The 17,687-nt window shown below is 34.1% G+C and carries 18 protein-coding genes, 1 pseudogene, 1 riboswitch and 1 other annotated feature; of the genes and pseudogenes, 13 read left to right on the forward strand and 6 right to left on the reverse strand.

Annotated elements, in window-relative coordinates:
- The first annotated feature begins 157 nt into the window (after nt 1-157).
- Nucleotides 158-2,128, forward strand: coding sequence for a heparinase II/III family protein (locus tag LZ578_RS01760; RefSeq protein WP_235145636.1), 1,971 nt, complete (start codon nt 158-160; stop codon nt 2,126-2,128).
- Between the two features lie 188 nt (nt 2,129-2,316).
- Nucleotides 2,317-2,529 (forward strand): hypothetical protein, encoded by a 213-nt coding sequence (locus LZ578_RS01765; protein WP_235145637.1) that lies wholly within the window; start codon nt 2,317-2,319, stop codon nt 2,527-2,529.
- A gap of 374 nt (nt 2,530-2,903) precedes the next feature.
- On the opposite strand, the gene LZ578_RS01770 is transcribed toward LZ578_RS01765, so the two are convergent.
- On the reverse strand, nt 2,904-4,244 hold the full coding sequence (locus LZ578_RS01770; protein WP_235145638.1) for an MATE family efflux transporter: 1,341 nt from the start codon (nt 4,242-4,244) through the stop codon (nt 2,904-2,906).
- Between the two features lie 289 nt (nt 4,245-4,533).
- Between LZ578_RS01770 and LZ578_RS01775 the strand changes: the two genes are divergently transcribed.
- The 3 genes from LZ578_RS01775 (at nt 4,534) to mgsA (ending at nt 6,150) form a co-directional block, all read left to right on the forward strand.
- Nucleotides 4,534-5,031 (forward strand): general stress protein, encoded by a 498-nt coding sequence (locus LZ578_RS01775; protein ID WP_235145639.1) that lies wholly within the window; start codon nt 4,534-4,536, stop codon nt 5,029-5,031.
- A gap of 41 nt (nt 5,032-5,072) precedes the next feature.
- Nucleotides 5,073-5,492, forward strand: coding sequence for a hypothetical protein (locus LZ578_RS01780; protein WP_235145640.1), 420 nt, complete (start codon nt 5,073-5,075; stop codon nt 5,490-5,492).
- Between the two features lie 232 nt (nt 5,493-5,724).
- Nucleotides 5,725-6,150, forward strand: a complete 426-nt coding sequence (gene mgsA, locus LZ578_RS01785; RefSeq protein WP_235145641.1) for a methylglyoxal synthase — start codon at nt 5,725-5,727, stop codon at nt 6,148-6,150.
- A gap of 165 nt (nt 6,151-6,315) precedes the next feature.
- Here mgsA and LZ578_RS01790 read toward each other — a convergent pair whose 3' ends face one another.
- The 4 genes from LZ578_RS01790 to LZ578_RS01805 form a co-directional block, all read right to left on the reverse strand.
- Nucleotides 6,316-7,140: a MetQ/NlpA family ABC transporter substrate-binding protein gene (locus tag LZ578_RS01790; protein ID WP_235145642.1), complete on the reverse strand. Its 825-nt coding sequence runs from the start codon at nt 7,138-7,140 to the stop codon at nt 6,316-6,318.
- 90 nt (nt 7,141-7,230) lie between these two features.
- Nucleotides 7,231-8,055, reverse strand: coding sequence for a MetQ/NlpA family ABC transporter substrate-binding protein (locus tag LZ578_RS01795; RefSeq protein WP_235145649.1), 825 nt, complete (start codon nt 8,053-8,055; stop codon nt 7,231-7,233).
- Between the two features lie 35 nt (nt 8,056-8,090).
- A complete protein-coding gene (locus LZ578_RS01800) occupies nt 8,091-8,771 on the reverse strand; it encodes a methionine ABC transporter permease (protein ID WP_396326703.1) in 681 nt (226 codons plus the stop codon).
- A 2-nt stretch (nt 8,772-8,773) separates the two neighbouring features.
- Complete coding sequence (locus LZ578_RS01805) at nt 8,774-9,844, reverse strand: methionine ABC transporter ATP-binding protein (protein WP_235145651.1); 1,071 nt, start codon at nt 9,842-9,844, stop codon at nt 8,774-8,776.
- A 69-nt stretch (nt 9,845-9,913) separates the two neighbouring features.
- Nucleotides 9,914-10,176: a binding site (T-box leader), on the reverse strand.
- A gap of 214 nt (nt 10,177-10,390) precedes the next feature.
- Between LZ578_RS01805 and LZ578_RS01810 the strand changes: the two genes are divergently transcribed.
- The 8 genes and pseudogenes from LZ578_RS01810 to LZ578_RS01845 all read left to right on the forward strand — a co-directional run bounded on the left by LZ578_RS01810 (nt 10,391) and on the right by LZ578_RS01845 (nt 16,204).
- Nucleotides 10,391-10,858, forward strand: coding sequence for a GNAT family N-acetyltransferase (locus LZ578_RS01810; protein WP_235145652.1), 468 nt, complete (start codon nt 10,391-10,393; stop codon nt 10,856-10,858).
- 68 nt (nt 10,859-10,926) lie between these two features.
- A riboswitch (THF riboswitch) is annotated at nt 10,927-11,042 on the forward strand.
- 42 nt (nt 11,043-11,084) lie between these two features.
- A complete protein-coding gene (locus LZ578_RS01815; RefSeq protein WP_235145653.1) occupies nt 11,085-11,630 on the forward strand; it encodes a folate family ECF transporter S component in 546 nt (181 codons plus the stop codon).
- A gap of 30 nt (nt 11,631-11,660) precedes the next feature.
- The gene (locus tag LZ578_RS01820; protein ID WP_235145654.1) at nt 11,661-11,819 is read left to right on the forward strand and encodes a hypothetical protein; all 159 of its coding nucleotides are present in this window, start codon (nt 11,661-11,663) and stop codon (nt 11,817-11,819) included.
- Between the two features lie 163 nt (nt 11,820-11,982).
- Nucleotides 11,983-12,639, forward strand: a complete 657-nt coding sequence (locus tag LZ578_RS01825; protein ID WP_235145655.1) for a hypothetical protein — start codon at nt 11,983-11,985, stop codon at nt 12,637-12,639.
- The gene (locus tag LZ578_RS01830; protein ID WP_235145656.1) at nt 12,623-13,126 is read left to right on the forward strand and encodes a GNAT family N-acetyltransferase; all 504 of its coding nucleotides are present in this window, start codon (nt 12,623-12,625) and stop codon (nt 13,124-13,126) included. Before LZ578_RS01825 ends, LZ578_RS01830 begins: the two co-directional genes overlap by 17 nt.
- Before the next feature lie 76 nt (nt 13,127-13,202).
- A complete protein-coding gene (locus tag LZ578_RS01835; protein WP_235145657.1) occupies nt 13,203-13,709 on the forward strand; it encodes a VanZ family protein in 507 nt (168 codons plus the stop codon).
- A gap of 34 nt (nt 13,710-13,743) precedes the next feature.
- Entirely contained in the window at nt 13,744-14,082 is a 339-nt protein-coding gene (locus LZ578_RS01840) for an ASCH domain-containing protein (RefSeq protein WP_235145658.1), read from the forward strand.
- A gap of 215 nt (nt 14,083-14,297) precedes the next feature.
- Nucleotides 14,298-16,204, forward strand: a pseudogene (locus LZ578_RS01845) (heavy metal translocating P-type ATPase).
- 103 nt (nt 16,205-16,307) lie between these two features.
- Here the strand turns inward: LZ578_RS01845 and LZ578_RS01850 are convergent.
- Nucleotides 16,308-17,684, reverse strand: a complete 1,377-nt coding sequence (locus tag LZ578_RS01850) for an HD domain-containing protein (protein ID WP_235145659.1) — start codon at nt 17,682-17,684, stop codon at nt 16,308-16,310.
- Nucleotides 17,685-17,687: the final 3 nt, after the last annotated feature.

Raw genomic sequence — 17,687 nt, forward strand, 5'->3', positions numbered from 1 at the left:
AAAGAAAGTTATAGATTTGTACGAGTGTAGTTGAATGAACTCTCCTGATACTTCCTTTCTCTACTATATGTAGAAATAAGAATCAGGAGAGTTCTTTTTTTATAAGTAGATTTTTGTTGTAGCATGAGTTTTAATTAAATTTAGGGAGTGTCTCTACGTGAAAGATTTACAAAAAGTGAGTTTTTTTAAAGAACCATTTGGCGGAAAAAAATGGCGTTCGTTGTTAAACGACTCGAAGGCAGCTCAAGAATTAATTTATAAATCTAATTTAATTTGTGATGATATTATTATTTTTAATGCTTCTTTAGATATGGAATCTTCTATCATCCCTGTACATTTTTCTGAGTGGGACTGGCTTTATACTCCGAATGGAGATCCCGAATGGACGTATATGCTAAATCGACAAGGATTTCTTATGGATTTAGCAAAAGCATATTTATTAACGGGAGAGAGTCGTTACTTTGATAAATGGAAAGTGCTTGTATTAGATTGGATTGTACAAGAAGGAGTTTCTTCGGATACAAATAAAGATGCATGGAGAACGATTGATACAGGGATTAGATGTCAAAACTGGGTGTTTTCACTTTTATTATTTGGAGATGAAGTTTGGGAAAATGAATCGATAGAGGAACTAGAAATCATTCGTACCTCTTTAAAAAATCAAACAGTACAAATAAAGGAAACGTATGTTTCTAAGTATGTGCTAAGCAACTGGGGTGTTTTAGCGATTACTGGATTTCTTTCAGTAGATGCTCTTTTTCCAGAGTTACTGTCTTCCTCAGATAAAGATTGGGCTTGGAAACATTTAAAAGATCAACTGGAACTTCAATTTTATAATGATGGAGTCCATTGGGAACAAAGTCCTTTGTATCAATTTGAAGTCCTGACGAGCTGTATGAATTTGTTGATGATGATGGAGTACATGGGGAAAGAACCGAATCTATATCTAAGAGAGTTGCTTCATTTACCAGCAAATGCAACTTATTTTATGGAAACAGTAGATGGAATGTTATTGAATCTACATGACTCAGATACAGTTCCTATCCAGATAGAAAGAGATTGCTTAAAAGCAGTTGGGATTAGCGAAGGGACATGTAACACGCAAGAATATCTTCTTTATACAGGAATGAAGTATTTTCAAGAGACAAAGGAGCAAGTATCTTTTCCTAACGTATTTACTGAGAAGGCCTCCGGTAACTTTTTTTATAAAGATAATAAAAAGGATACCGCCCTTAGTATCTTCAGTGGAAGGCATGGGAGTGGTCATGGGCATGCGCACTTAGGCCATGTGACACTCCAATTACAAGGAGAATCATTCTTAATTGATAGTGGTAGAGGAACGTATATAGAAGACTCTCCAATCCGTTTATATTTTAAAACGGAACAAGCACACAATGTGTTTCAAGTAGATCGAGAAGCTAGAATTTCTCCTTTAGGTTCTTGGAGTTATACAGAAATGGTTGATCATTTGCCAAGTCGAGATTTTGAAAATGAACAATATTACATTGTTGAGGTTGCTTCTTGGGGAGAACTTTCTACGGGGGAGTCTGCTCTAATTAGAAGATTAAGCATTTTAGATAAACAAAATGATAGTCTTATTTTATTAGATATTGCCCATTCCAAAGGCACTCATTTAGGTACTCAATATTTTCATGTTTCTCCAGATTTAACCCTTTCAAAAGGAACATCAAAAAACTACTCTGAGTTTGAATTTGAAAATAAAGAAACAAATAAAAAGTTTTATATGAGTACATTACCAGATACAAATATGAAGAGTTCTTGTACTACTGGATTTGTATCCCCTATTTATAATCAGTTCCGACAACATAAAAAAGTTACATTTGAAAAAGAATTTGAAAATTTTGTTATTCTCCCAACTGTATTTTCTACTCAAATAACACATTTATCTCGTTTATCCGCATTTAAAGCGGAAGTAACAGGGGATCAACCAGCTGAAGATATATTCCTATCTGGTTTTGAAGTAGCGTATGCTAATGGAAAGAAATTAAAAATCTTTTATTCTGATCAAAATACCTATAAAGGAAGCAAGTTATATCGGTATGAAGATCATTGGTTGTACGGCTCATTAAATCTTATTTCTGAAGATGGAAAACAAAGAATTTGGTGAGTGAAATAAGTCATTTTTTAAAGAGTCGGGATAACTATGATGACTCTCAAAAATCAGATTTTTTAGGTCTAATTTTTGGGATCGGCTCAGAAAACACGTTGGTAGACATTCTTTTTTTGTTAGTATGAAAGGATTACGTTATAATATAGGTAGATATTATAATGTTTTTTGTTAAGGAGGGTTATCAAGTGAGTCGATTAAAAAAAGATATAGGGATGATTCTTCTGATTGTTACGTTATTCATTTTATTTATTACGTATTTACAGACATTTTTTAGCTCGGTCCAGGTATGGACTTTTTTACCGTTTCTTCCTGTGTCGTTCAGTCTGTATATCGCTGTAGCTTTTCAAAAACGTTTTGAAAAAGTAAAGCGATGGAAAGAAAAAACTAGGATTAGATGAAGAAGATCTCGTACGTTTAAGTGGAGCTGATCCTTATCAAATACCTAAATGGGAAAAAAGAGACCTCTCATTGTCTTGGCCTAAAATGAGTCGACTAACAGATGAGTTAGAACGAATGATGAAGAACCAGTCAAATAAGAATAATAAATAGGTAACAAAACTACCCTCACTGATTTCATTAACCAATGAATCCAGTGGGGGTAGTTCTATTTAAAGCTAAAACGCCAGGCGTTGTAAGAACGCATAAATATAAAACGGTATTGATAAAAACAAAATAAAAGCTTGCTAATAAAGGGTTTATTAGTGGTTTTATTTTTTTCAGGCGTTCTATTGTATCACAGAACACCTATATCGGACAAAAAAATATTTTATTTTTATAAAAATTCTCCTTGAGAGTTTTTGAAATATCGTCTTAAGAAATATAAAGTTATAATAAAAACAATGCCCTCGGTGATAGGAACGACTAGCCATACTCCTGTCATTCCAAAATAATGAGGCAAAATGATAACGAAAGGGATGATTAATAGAATGCCACGCAAAAGGGATAGCAGAAAAGACTGGCGTACTTTTGCAACTGCAGAGAAAAAGGCAATCGAAACAATATTAGCTCCCATAAAAAAGAAAGAAACAAAATAGATTTGGAATCCCCACTTCGTTATTTCAGCGAGTTCGGAACTTTTTTCATTATTAAAAAAAGAGATAATTTGATCCCCAAACAGGAAGCTAATTATATAATAAAAAATCCCTAATCCCATGGCTAAAATAAATCCATACAAAAGAACACTAAAAACTCGTTTACTATTTCGAGCCCCAAAACTGATACTGGCGAGAGGTTGAATCCCTTGTCCAATCCCAGTAAAAAGAGAGATTCCAACAAAAGAAATATTAGTTAAAATCCCATAGGAAGCGACTCCGATTGTTCCTACTAACTGTAAAATTGTTCTATTAAATAAAAAAACTACTAAACCCGTAGAAAATTCTGTAACAAGAGCAGGGAATCCAATTGAAGCGATTTCTAATACATCAGAGAAATGAGCTTTAAAAGAGATAAAAGCTAACGAGTTTTTCTTAGTTTTTTTACGTGTAAGCAGGATAATCAGTCCAATGATAGGAGAAGTAATGGTGGCCCACGCAGCACCAGCCATTCCCATTTGTAAAGGGAAAATAAAAATATAATCTAAAATAATATTTAAAAAACTACCAACTAACATAGAGATCATAGCAATATTTGGACTCCCATCATTTCGTACAAAAGAAGTCAGAATAAAATTTAAAATAAAAAAAGAGGAAAAACTAACTAAAATTGTAAAATAACTTTTAGCTAGGGGATAAATCTCTCCTGTCGCACCTAAAGTTTTTAAAAAAGGTTCTCGAAATAGTAAACCAAGAATGGTTAATAAACTACCAACGATACTGCCTAGAATAATTGTAAAAGAAAATATTTGATTTCCTCGATCGGTTTTACCTTTTCCTTGTGAGATTGAATATAAGGTAGCTCCACCCATCCCTAGTAATAAACCAGTCCCACTCATCAGACTAAAGAGTGGAATGACAACATTTAAAGCGGCCAAACCCTTCTGTCCAACTCCATTTGCGATAAAGAAAGTATCCGCTAAAACATAGAGGGAAACTCCCAACATACTTAAAGCACTAAAAGAAACATAACGAAAAAAAAGTTTATATAGTGGCTCTTGTAAAATATCTTTAGATTTCATGATACTCTCCTTTCCCAGAGATAACGTGTACCTTTTCTGTATAATAGATTATTACACTATAACATTTTCAGATATAGGTATCTATGTATAGAATAAATCATTTTTAGTTTCTCTTCCTCCTATTGCTCGTTCCTATTCTATTGAAGTTACGACGGTCTAAAGAATTTTGCTTAGAAATAATTTTTCTGAGTTAAAAGAACTATTGGAAGAAAAAGGGAATCATTTTGGGAAGTCTTCTCCTAAAGGTATAATGAAGGGAGAAGATCAAGAAGGGAAAGAAGGGGTTTGAATGGTAAAAAAGAATCAGTATGTGTTAGGTTGCTTTGAAACCGTAGATGATGCCATTGAAATTATCAGAAGCCTAAAAGAACGAGGCTGCTTGAACGAAGATATTACATTAGTCACTCGAGAAGATTATGCTCCTATTTATGCCCCACAAATGGAAGGTCACTTTGTTACAGAGGAGCAAATTATGGGGAAAGACATTTTAGGAGCTACGGAAGCTGATTCCGTCTGGGATAAAATGAAAGATGTTTTTTTAGTAGAGACCAATGGGTATACACCTAAAAAAGATCCAGATTATCGCACCGATGACGATCTACTTTATGGGTATCAAGAGAGTTTGGATCAAGGTGGAATTGTTGTAATGGTGAGGGGAGACAAATGGTTTAGGCCTGAAAGTGGAGAATCTGAATTACCTGTACCGACCAATGAAAAACAAGCTACGATTGATGGTGGTGTCTTGGAAGGAAATCCAGACGCGAGTATTGGTTCTAAGAATGATTAGCTATCAAGTGAATTTAAGTGATAACCGAGGAAGGTGCGGAGTTGTCTAATCATATACTTTCAAATTGGATGAAACGAATTTCTTGGTTAGCAGGATTGATTATTTTTATTTCAGGTAAGAATTATATTGAAGAAAATATTTTGTGGAAAATTCCTGATGAACAGATGATCTTGCAATTATGGGCTCTTTTTCTGATACCTTTTCTAACAGGAGTCTATTTATCATTATTATTCTTAGGAGAGAAAACTAATAAAAATGATTATTCACTTTTATTAGTGATTTTATTGCCAACACTTCTTTTTGCAATCTTACCCATTCTAATACGTACCTTTGCAGTAGGTCCTATTCCATATGAACTAACGTGGTTGATAATGAAGGTGAATACTGGGAATCTTTTGCCGTTAGTAGCCGGTCTTACTTTTTTGCCAGCCTTTACTGTAAAAAGGAAGCGACGAAGGTAACACGAAACAAAAAGGGACTGGAACGACGGATCGTTTCAGTCCCTTTTTTAAGGAGTTGTTCTTTACTTGGAGGAGTAAAGATAAAAAAGATTGTTTGTGATTGGCTTACCCTTATAGTACTAATGAGGTATGAAGAAAATATGAATAGTTTGTTATATAATTAAGAAAAGTTTTTATGTACTCGCGAACGTAGTAACATTCATTATTTTAATAATATATTTGGAGGGGTAGTATGAAAATCGCATTAATTGCTCACGATAGAAAAAAAGATTTAATGATTCAATTATGTACAGCGTATCAAGCTATATTGGAAAAACATCAACTTTTTGCTACTGGTACTACCGGTTTACGAATTAAAGAAGCTACCGGACTAGATGTTCATCGCTTCAAATCGGGTCCACTCGGAGGAGATCAACAAATAGGAGCACTTGTTTCCGAAAATGAAATAGATATTGTAATATTTTTGCGTGATCCACTGGCAGCAATGCCGCATGAGCCGGACGTAACAGCTTTAATTAGGCTAAGTGATGTGTATGAAATCCCGTTGGCAACAAATATCGGGACAGCAGAAGTATTGTTGCGTGGACTGGATGCAGGACATGTAGATTGGCGAGAATTTTATCATGTAGACGGAGATCATTCTTTACTACTAGATTAATCATAAAAATAGGAACAGACCGGAGCTTATCAGCTCTCGTGTCTGTTCCTATTTTTATGATTTAAAATGTCTATTATGTAAATTTACGTAGGTTTTCTGTGTAGAGGAATCTCCTTTCATCTATGTCCCTTTTATATGTCTAAAAATCAATCATGTCCATAAAAATTACCAAACTGGAATTTGGGAACCTTTTGAAATTTCTTGGATAACATCAGCTGTTCCTTCAGATTGAAAATATTCAACAATGGTTAAATAAATTTCATTTTCTACATCTTCTGAACGCGCTGCGATAACGTTATAATAAGGAGTTGATTCTTCTGTTACCGGCTCTAAGAATACAGCATCTTCTGAGGGAATAAATCCAGCATCTACAGCCATTCCGCTATTGATTACAGAAGCATCCACATCTTGAAGAGCACGAGCAGTCTGACTAGAATCTAACTCAGTGATGATTAAGTTTAAAGGATTGTCAGTAATATCTTTTAGACCAGGTAATAAACCTGCTTCTTCATTTAAAGTGAGCAACCCTGCAGTCTGTAAAAGACGTAAAGCACGACCGCCATTTGAAGGGTCATTAGGAATTGCGATTTCTGCTCCTTCTTTTACTTCAGAAATATCAGAAATTTTTTCAGAATAAATTCCTAACGGAGCCATTACCGTATATCCAATAGAAGTAAGATCAGAATCTGTATCTGTATTGAAATTATCTAAAAAGATTTGAGTTTGGAAAGCATTCAAGTCAACTTCTCCACTTGCCAGGGCAGTATTTGGAGTTGCGTAATCAGTAAATTTAATTAATGTTACTTCAATATTTTCATTTTCTTTTAATTGGTCAATCGTATAATCCCAAGGCTCGTTTCCTTCGCCTACTACACCAACCGTTACTTTTACAGGTTCTTCTTTCGTAGCACTCTCTGTTGTTGATCCACAGGCTGCTAAAAAGAAGGATGAAGCAAGTACCATTCCAGTAAATAACTTTGATTTTCTCATAATCTTTCCTCCCATATTTCTAAATTTTGTATACATAGATATTTTAGAAGTGCTGCAACACTTCTAAAACCCTTTTTTGTTAATTTAAAATTACTCCCAAGCAGGAACATCGTTTCCTTTTGAAATTTCATCTAGTAAATCAGCAGTTTCCTGAGTTTGATATTCTTCTACCACTGTTTTGTATATATCATTGTCTTTGTCTTCAACACGAGCTGCGATTACATTTTTATAAATTTCAGATACATCAGAAATACTATCTGTATCTAGGTATAAAGCATCTTCTTTTGGATTTAATCCAGAGTCAGTAGCATAGTTTGTATTAATGATAGCCGCATCCACGTCTTGAAGAGAGCGCGCAATCTGAGCCGCATCTAATTCAACAAATTTTAAATTTTTGGGATTTTCAGTGATATCATTTACAGTTGGATTTGTTCCTTTAGATTCGTCTAGTGTAATTAAATCCAATGCTTGTAGCAACAGCAATCCACGTCCCCCATTGGTTACATCATTAGGTAAAGCAATTTCTGCACCATCTGATAATTCGTTATAGTCTTCTATACGATCAGAGTACAGTCCTAATGGAGATACATAAGTGAATCCGATTGGAGTGATCTCGCCATCATTACTGGTATTAAAATCTTCTAAATAAGCAACATGTTGAAATGCATTTAAATCCAAACTCCCATCAGCTAAGGCTAGATTAACTTGTGGATAATCAGAAAAAGTTTCAATAGTTAAGTCGATATTTTTATCCTCTAAACGTTTTTTAACATCTTTCCAGACATCTACTTCTACTTCACTCACTACACCAACGGATACTTTTGTTGCTTCATCTGCTGTTGTTGAACTTCCACAAGCTGCTAAAAATAGGGAACAAGCTGCTACAAGAGTTACATATACATTTTTCTTTTTCATGGTTGATTCCTCCAAAAGTTTTTTGTTTTATTTGTTTAATGAGTTACTTTTTTAATAAGAGCATTTCCAAGCGCTTGACTAGCAAAAACAATGATTAAAATTAAAATGGTGGCAACAAAAGTGACATCTCCTTGGTAACGATTGTATCCTCTCGAGATAGCAAGATTTCCTAAACCTCCACCACCAATGGCACCTGCCATAGCAGTGAGACCGATTAAGTTAATGATGGTTACGGCTGAGACACGAATGATAGAGGCCAAGCCTTCTTTTAAATAAACTCGGAAGATAATATCCATCTTACTCGTTCCCATCGCTTGTGCAGCCTCTACGATTCCAGCATCCACTTCTAATAAGGCATTTTGAATTTGACGTGCATAGAAAGGAATGGTGGTAACTACTAAAGGCACAATAGAAGCAGTTGTCCCGATTGCTTTCCCCACGACTAGACGGGTAAAAGGATAAATCAACGCAACCAAGATAATGAAAGGTAGCGATCGGAACACATTAACCAATTTATCTAAAAAGTTATAAAGGAGTGGTTTAGGGGTGAGTCCATTTTTATCTGTAATAAGAAGAATTACACCTAGAATGATCCCCAATATTCCTGCAATAATGGCTGAGATAATGGTCATGTATAAAGTTTCTCCGGTACTAATCCAAACTTCATCCCAAATACCGGAAACGTTAGGTAAGAGACTATTAATAAGTTCCATTATATTTATTCACGTTCCTTTCTTTTACTATTTTCTACATATTCATTAGAAATGATGTTTACAGTAACGTTTTGATCTTGTAAGAATCGAATAGATTCTGCTATTTGAGATGGATTACCCGATAGCATCAATAAAAGAGTTCCTACTGGAGTATCTTGTAGAATTTCTACATTTCCAAATAAGATATTTCCCTGAACAGAAAAGGAGTTACTTAATGTAGAAATAAGAGGTTCTCCTGTAGAGCCACCTACAAAAGAAAGTTTGACCAAGACGTCATCATCTTGAAGGTTCAACAGAGTAGGATGAGACAGAACGGTTTCGATTCCTTTATCCACATGAGTTGCTGTATTAATAAAGTCTTTTGTTAATTGGTTTTGTGGATTTGTGAAAATATCTAATAGAGTTCCTTTTTCAATGACATAACCATCTTCCATAACCGCTACCTTGTTGCAGATTTCTTTTACCACTTGCATTTCGTGGGTAATAATGACAATAGTTAAGTTTAATTGTTTATTCAATTTTTTTAATAAATCTAGAATAGAAGAGGTTGTTTTGGGATCTAATGCGCTAGTTGCTTCATCGCAAAGTAAAATTTCAGGATCATTTGCTAAGGAACGAGCAATCGCGACACGTTGTTTTTGTCCTCCTGATAATTGCGAAGGATACGAGAACGCTTTGTCTTCTAAGCCAACTAATTCTAATAATTCTAAAACTTTTTTAGAGATTTCTGTCTTTTTTAAACGAGATCGCTTCAAAGGAAAAGCAACATTATCAAAAATAGTTCGAGAGTCCATCAAGTTAAAGTGTTGGAAAATCATTCCAATCTTTTTGCGAGCTTCTCGTAATTCCTCTTCACTCATATTTGTTAGTACTTGGTTATGTACGATTACTTCGCCAGATGTAGGAGGTTGTAATAAGTTAATCGTACGGACTAAAGTACTTTTTCCTGCACCACTGTAACCGACAATTCCATACACATCTCCTGGGTCTACTTGGAGAGAGACGTCTTGTACCGCTCTCACATCTTTATTTTGCTCACTTTTAAAAGTGACAGAGATATCTTTTAATTCAATCATTCATTTATTCCTCCTTTGCTACTATAAAAAAACAAAAACCTCGTCCTTTCAACACAAATATACTTGTGCTGAAAGGACGAGGATTAAATTTAATCTCGTGTTACCACCTTTTTTTACAAAAGCATTACTGCTTCTGCCTCAATCAGTGCCTCCATCAATTGCAATGGATGATACTGTGACACTATAACGGGTGTTCCCGTCTTATCCTAAAGATAACCATTCGGATAAGCCACTCAGAGACCATCTTCCAACACTTTTCCTTGCTTGCTCTCACCTAACCAAGCTCTCTTTAAAAGGAATGCATGATGTACTCTTCTCTTCATCGTGTTCTTTGATGTGCTTACTATAACCAATTTCTCATTCTCTGTCAACTGAAAATGTAAAATAAAATAAAATTAAAATAAGGTGAGGAAAAAAGAAGGGCAAGCAATATTTTTCTTTTCAAAAGAGAATAGGCTTGTTAGAATGGGTAACAAACAAAGAGAACGTTCTCATTGTTTTTTCATGATAAATAGATTTCTATTAAGAAAGTAGGTGGATGAAAGAATGGAACAAACAAAGATACGAATAGCAGAACGAAAAGATGCACCGCTTATTTTTTCATTCATAAAAGATTTAGCCCACTATGAAAAGATGGAGAATGAAATGGTAGCTACAGTGGGAGATATAGAAGCTTCTATTTTTGATAGAAAAGAAGCGGAAGTGCTTCTCTTGGAATATCAGGGTAATGCAATTGGATTTGCATTGTTTTTCCATAATTACTCTACTTTTTTAGGAAAAGCAGGATTATATTTAGAAGATTTATTTGTAAATCCAGAATATCGAGGAAATGGATATGGGAAAATGTTATTCCAAAGAGTCGTTGCGATTGCCAAAGAGCGTGGTGCTGGTCGAATGGAGTGGACTTGTCTAGATTGGAATAAGCCAAGTATTGACTTTTACCATTCTCAAGGAGCAGTTCCGTTGGATCAATGGACTACCTATCGTTTATCAGAAGAAGTTTTGCAGAAATAAGAAATAGTAGTTGTAATAAAAAAGGATTGGTCGTAAAATGACTGATGATCCCACAATAGGGAAATAAAAACAGAGTAGAGGACAAAGCGTTAAGTGTCGAAGGTAGGGAATGAAGTCTTCGAACGAAAAATGGAATACTATAGTAGGTATATCTATTTGCGGTTTTGTACTCGCATTCGCTGCTAATGAGAAATCATTGTGGCGGCTCTATAAGGAGTTGCTGTAAATGGAACAACGCAAGACTTATTCATTCAAAGCAAAAGATATTGCAGTTATTGGCCTCATGATTGCATTGAAGGTTATTTTGACACGTTTTTTGGCAATTGAAACTCAATTTGTCCGAATCGGTTTCAATTTTATACCTAGTGTTTTGCTGGCAATCATGTACGGACCATGGGTAGGAGCAACTTCTGGAGCACTAGCTGACTTATTAGGATTCTTCTTGTTTCCAAAAGGATTTCCTTATTATCCTGGATATACTCTTTCTGCTGCAATCGGTCCGATGATTTATGGACTCATCCTCTACCGAAAAAAGTTAACACTAGGAAGAATAATCGCAGCATGTTTGGCTGTTACGGTATTGGTCAATGTAGGAATGAACTCATTATGGCTTCGTATTCTATATGATCAAGCTTTTTGGGGAATGTTACCAATCCGTTTAGTTAAAAATATTATTTCTCTTCCCATTGAAACAGGAATTTTATACTGGATCACTGGAAATAAATCAATCCAACGTGTTTTAAAAGATTATTCAATTAAATGGACACATTAACTAGTTTTTAATAAAAAGGAGAGCGTTTGAATGGCTAATACAAAAATGGAACAAATGAAAAAACTAATAGAAGCTAAAAAGAATAAGGGTTCACAACAAAGTTCGGCAGATCATGGACCCAGTAAAGTAAACGGAACGAGTAGTAAAGGTTTTAAAAATACAAAGAAATCTGGGTCATTAAATAAATAAAAAAATTAGGAATAACAGTTTTTCTATTCAGATTGCGAATGGAATGACTGTTATTTTTTTATAGGTATATGGTACTATTTGTATATCAAATATGGATTATAACGACTAGCATAAGAGAAATATAGGTAAGATTGTTATTTATTTTTTAGAGGAGGGTTATAGGGTGGTTGATTCTACTATTACTTTTATCATGATTCCAATAATAGGAGCTATGATAATTTTTGGAGCAGGTTTTATAAGAAATAAATTTTACAAACCAAAGTATGAAGGAAAAGTTCAAAAGCCTGGCAAGTTAGAAGGTTGTATTTTGAAATTACTTATACTTGTCGAGCTCATTTTAGTGGGTCTTGTAGCTGTGGGGGTTTTTGCTAGGGAGCCTGATATTATTACGATAAGTGGAGTGTTAGCACTTTTTATTTTAGTTATTATGATGATTTTAAAATATGCGACGGATACATCCTATCAAGAAAACAATGAGTATTTCATTTTAAAAATTAGAAAAAAAGAGTATCAAGTTTTCTATGAAAATATTATTGATTGGCGTCCTGCTTTTAAAGAAATAGCTCTTCTTGATCCATCTAGACTAGATGGAAAATATATAAATGTGAATATAAAACTTTTTAAACCAGAAATATTGCTACGAAAACTGTCAGATATGACTTTTGATGGTAAGTTTTACAATCCAGATGAAATGTATAAAGAAGACCCTTATAGAAAAAATCAAATCGTCAACTATTTGGTAAATAATTATTATGGATATCTAATAGAAGATTATAAAAAACGAATGGAAAATACTTTTGATAATGAGCGAAAGAACTAAAGGAGATTTAATTAATAAAATGAATACTGTTTATATGAAAGATATTGATGATACCAATGAATCTACAGTAAGAAATATAAGAATAAAACCTGGACAAGAGAAATATATTGAATCAGTAGATGAATGTCTAGCAGAAGCTAAAGAAATTCAGGAGTTTCATCCAGTAGCTATATGCAGTGAAGAAGACATTGTTGGTTTTGCTATGTATGGTTCTTTCGGTCCCGATAAAGATACTTGGATTGATCGAATTATGATAGATGAAAAATTTCAAGGAAAAGGTTTAGGAAGAAAGGCAATGTTAAATCTTATTGATATTGTCCAAAAAGAATATGATATAAATGAGATATACTTGAGTATTATTGAAGGAAATGAAGCGGCTCAACATTTATACAATAGCATTGGATTTGTGTTTACAAATGAAAAAGATCCAAATGGAGAACTGATATTTAAATATACGGTTAATAAACGTAGAACATTTGTAGACTGAGTTGTACGTACTGAAATTTTAAAGAGAAGCCATAGAAAAATCAAATAAGTGTGCAATGAAAAAGGAGTCAATGGTATTGGAAAAATTAAAAGGGAATGAAAGGAAAGTTACTACTGGACTATTGATCATATATTTATTAGTAATCACATGGATTATCGTATTCAAAATGACATTTTCCTTTAAAGAACTGCCTCATTTTAGGAATGTTAATGTAATTCCTTTCGCTGGTTCTGCTGTTATAAACAATCAAATTGATTTCGTTGAAATTATAGGAAATGTACTTATTTTTTTTCCATTCGGACTTTATCTAAGTATGTTGAAGCCGAATTGGTCTTTTCTTAAAAAAGTTATCCCTATAGCAGCGGTAAGTTTGTTTTTTGAAGCAATCCAATTTATATTTTCGATTGGTGGAACAGATATAACAGATTTAATGGGAAATACTCTAGGCGGAGTTACTGGAATAGGAATTTATTACATGCTTTGTAAATTATTTAAAGAAAAAACAGATAGGAGAATAAATGTTTTTGCTTCTATAGGAACAACGTTTGTCATCATTTTACTTATAGTATTCGTAAAGACATGAATATTCATAATTAAAATTTGTGAGGTGTTGTTAAGTGATCCATCAGATGGGTTTGTATGGTGAATATTTTCATGCCATAAAAATAGGGAAAAAAACGATAGAAGTCCGCTTGAATGATGAAAAAAGAAGAAAAATAAAAGTTGGAGATTTTATAGAACTTTTAAAAGTTCCCCAAAAAGATGAAATTTTAAAAGTACAGGTAATCGATTTAAAAAAATATAATACCTTTGAAGCGATGTACAATGATATTTCTTTTAAATATTTTGATTGTGAAGGCTGGACAATGAAAGAGATGGTAGAGGAGACATATAAAATATATTCCCCAAAACAAGAAAAGAAATGGGGAGCATTAGCAATTACCATTGCATATTAAAGAGGGCGGGACAGAAGGCTTTGATTCTGTATTTAAGAAAATCGCTAAGAAATAGGAAAGGGCTGGGACGTATGTCTCAGCCCTTTTTTTTATGGTATTAGTTGACAATAAAATCGTAGTGATATAGAGTAAAGCTATAGATATATGAATGGAAATTCATATGTAAACCGTAATCATTCCGAATTCAAAAATAATCATTAAGAAAGGTGATACAAATGAATGAAATAGAAGAACAACATTCTCATGAAGACCATCATCATGGAAAAGCACCCATCGTTTTATATTTTATAGGATTAGCAATAGCACTGGTTGCATTATTCTTTTTGTTACGTGATCAATATCTAATTCTACAAAATATACTGTTTTCTCTAGCAACCTTGACAGCTGGCTACCACGTGATCATTGCGGAAGGATTAACGGAAACCGTTGAAAACACGATAAACAAGAAAAAATTTACACCGAACTCGCATATTCTAATGGGACTAGCTGCCGTTGGATCGTCTTTAATAGGGAATTTTTGGGAAGGGACCTTGTTAATCCTCATTTTTTCGGGAGCTCATTTCCTAGAAGAATTTGCAGAAGGTAAAAGTAAAAGAGAAATTACTAAGTTAGTTGAAATGAACCCAACAACCGCTAAAAAAATTATGGCGGATGGAAGTACAAAAGTAGTTGGGGTAGAAGAATTAAAACTCGGAGATCACGTACAAGTATTGAATGGGGATCAAGTACCGATTGATGGTGTTATTTTATCAGGTACAACCTCTATTAATGAATCAGCTATTAATGGTGAAAGTATCCCGAAAGAAAAGATAACTGGAGATTCTGTTTTTGGTAGTACAATAAATGGAACAGGTACTTTTTCAATGGAAGTTACTAAAGAAAATAAAGATACAGTCTTTTCAAAAATTCTAGAATTAGTAGACCAAAATCAAAATAACCAAACAAAAGCAGCTAGTATCATTCAAAAATTTGAGCCCAAATATGTTACCTTCGTATTAATTGCAATCGGTCTTGTTATGGTCCTTACTCCTTTATTATTGGGTTGGACATGGTCCGAAAGTATTTATAAAGGATTAGTTCTGTTAGTAGCTGCCTCTCCTTGTGCCTTGGCTGCTAGTACGGTTTCGGTTACCCTTTCAACAACATCTAATCTCGCAAAAAAGGAGTCCTTTCAAAAGGCAGTACATACTTATCTCAATTAGCCGATATAGATGCCATTGCATTTGATAAAACGGGCACTTTGACACGTGGAAAGCCAGAAGTTACAAATTATATTTTTGTTGATTCGGTAAAGGAAGAGGCAATCATTGATATTATAGTGGCTCTTGAAAAACAATCGAATCATCCTCTAGCAAATGCTATTTTAGAAAAATTCGAATCAAAAAACAATTTAAATATAGAAGTAATCAATCAAATAGGTAAAGGTCTAATGGGAGATTATCAAGGAAAAAATTATCGAATAGGTAAACCAACTTCTTTTAGAAATGTTTCAGAAGAACTCGAACAAAAAACCATTAAATGGTCTTCAGAAGGGAATACCGTTGTATACGTTTCAGAAGATGAAGAAGTGATCGGTCTAATAGCGCTTATGGATATTCCTAGTGAACATGCAAAAACAACTATTGATTACTTTAAAAAAGTTAGAATTCACACGACTTTAATTACTGGAGATTCTGAAAATACAGGTCAAGCCGTAGGACAACAATTAGGAATTGATGAAGTAATTGCAAATGTGATGCCAGAAGATAAATCAGCGATCATGAATAATCAAAAAGAGAAGTATGGGGTGACTGCGATGGTAGGAGACGGTGTAAATGATGCACCTGCTCTTGTAAATGCTGATGTTGGAATAGCTATGGGAGATGGAACGGATGTTGCCGTGGATGTATCTGATTTAGTTTTAATGAAAAATGATTTATCTAAATTAGTAAATGCCCATCAAATTGCATCCAAAATGAAATCAGTTATATGGCAAAACATTATTTTTTCGATGGTAGTTGTAGCCTTTTTAGTTGTGGTTAGTTTATTAGGATTAACAGACATCGCTATTAGTGTAGTGATTCATGAAGGAAGTACGTTAGTCGTTATTCTGAATGGCCTACGCTTGTTAAAAACCAAGTAAAGGAATACAAAAGAGAACTCTTCAAAATAAGCCGCCCCTAAAAACCTATTTTTTAGGGGGCGGCTTATTTTTTAGTTTTTCCTTTTTACGTTCTTTAGAAAACTTATTTGTGAGTGGGTCGAGAAATAATTTCATCATTCTCAATGTAAGATTGAAATTTTTTTGTGAGATTTTCAAAAAGATTTACATCTTCTAAAGAAAATCCATGTGTAATTTCTCGAGGGAAAAATAGACGCTCATCCCCTTTAACTTTTCCGGTTAAGGAAGATACAATCGGACTCACTTGAGAAAGCTCTATAAAGGTCTGATTTTTTTGCATCAATTCAATTTGGGTTCGACTCCCTGATTGATGAGGGCGATACAGATCATAGGGTAAATCAAAGCTATTATTAACAGAAGTATAGTAATCAGGATTATACCCCATTTCTTCTATTAAAGATTGTAAGGCTTGGACCGTTTCCCAATCTGTATCGCGTTCAAAACGGACACTTTTGAATGGTTTTCGATTTAAAAATCTACCAGCTAAGTCACTGAGAGTAGGATCTGCTTCATCAATCCAATGATTAAAATAGGTAGTTAAAACTCCATCATCCAAGCGTAAATAGTCTTTTAAAGTCCAGCTTTGATTAAAAAAAGGTTCTAGAAAAGAGGCTGTATTTTTTAATTCAATTTTTTCATCCATATAAATGTCTTTAGCACGTCGCATTAAGTGATACAAGACCACTTCCATACCGCGAGATACAGGGTGGAAGTAAACTTGCATATACATTTGATAGCGACTGACAATGTAATCCTCAATCGCATGCATTCCAGAAAAGTCAAAAGTAATTCCGTTCGCGTACGGACGAATCACACGCAAAATTCGGGTTAAATCAAACATTCCGTAAGTAACGCCAGAATAATAAGCATCCCGTAACAAGTAATCCATTCGATCAGCATCGATTTGACTAGAGATGAGTTGAATCACTTGTGGATTGGGATACGTTTTAGCGATAACAGCCGCAACTTGATTAGGAAAATCACTTGAAACTCCCTTTAGAACAGCATGGACCTCTGTATCTGGTGAAGTGATTATATCAATGGTAACCTCTTCGTGATCGGTATTAAAAATTTTTTCGAAGGTGTGAGAAAAAGGACCATGTCCAAGATCGTGCAAAAGTGCTGCACAAAGAGTTACTAAACGTTCTCGGTCATCCCATAGGCCATCATCAGGGGAAGTGGTAGGATAATTCCGTTCAAATTTATCACAAATTCTTCTAGTAATTTCGTAAACACCTAAGGAATGATTAAAGCGAGAATGTTCTGCGCCATGAAAAGTAAAAGATGAAGTTCCTAATTGTTTGATACGACGCAATCTTTGAAACTCTTTTGTATTGATTAAATCTAAAATAACACGGTGTTGAACGTGAATATATCCATGAACAGGATCTCGAAATACTTTTTCTTTAGGTAATAATTCATTTTCATGAAAGAGTTCCATCTT

The sequence above is a fragment of the Jeotgalibaca sp. MA1X17-3 genome, from assembly GCF_021513155.1.
GTDB lineage: Bacteria > Bacillota > Bacilli > Lactobacillales > Aerococcaceae > Jeotgalibaca.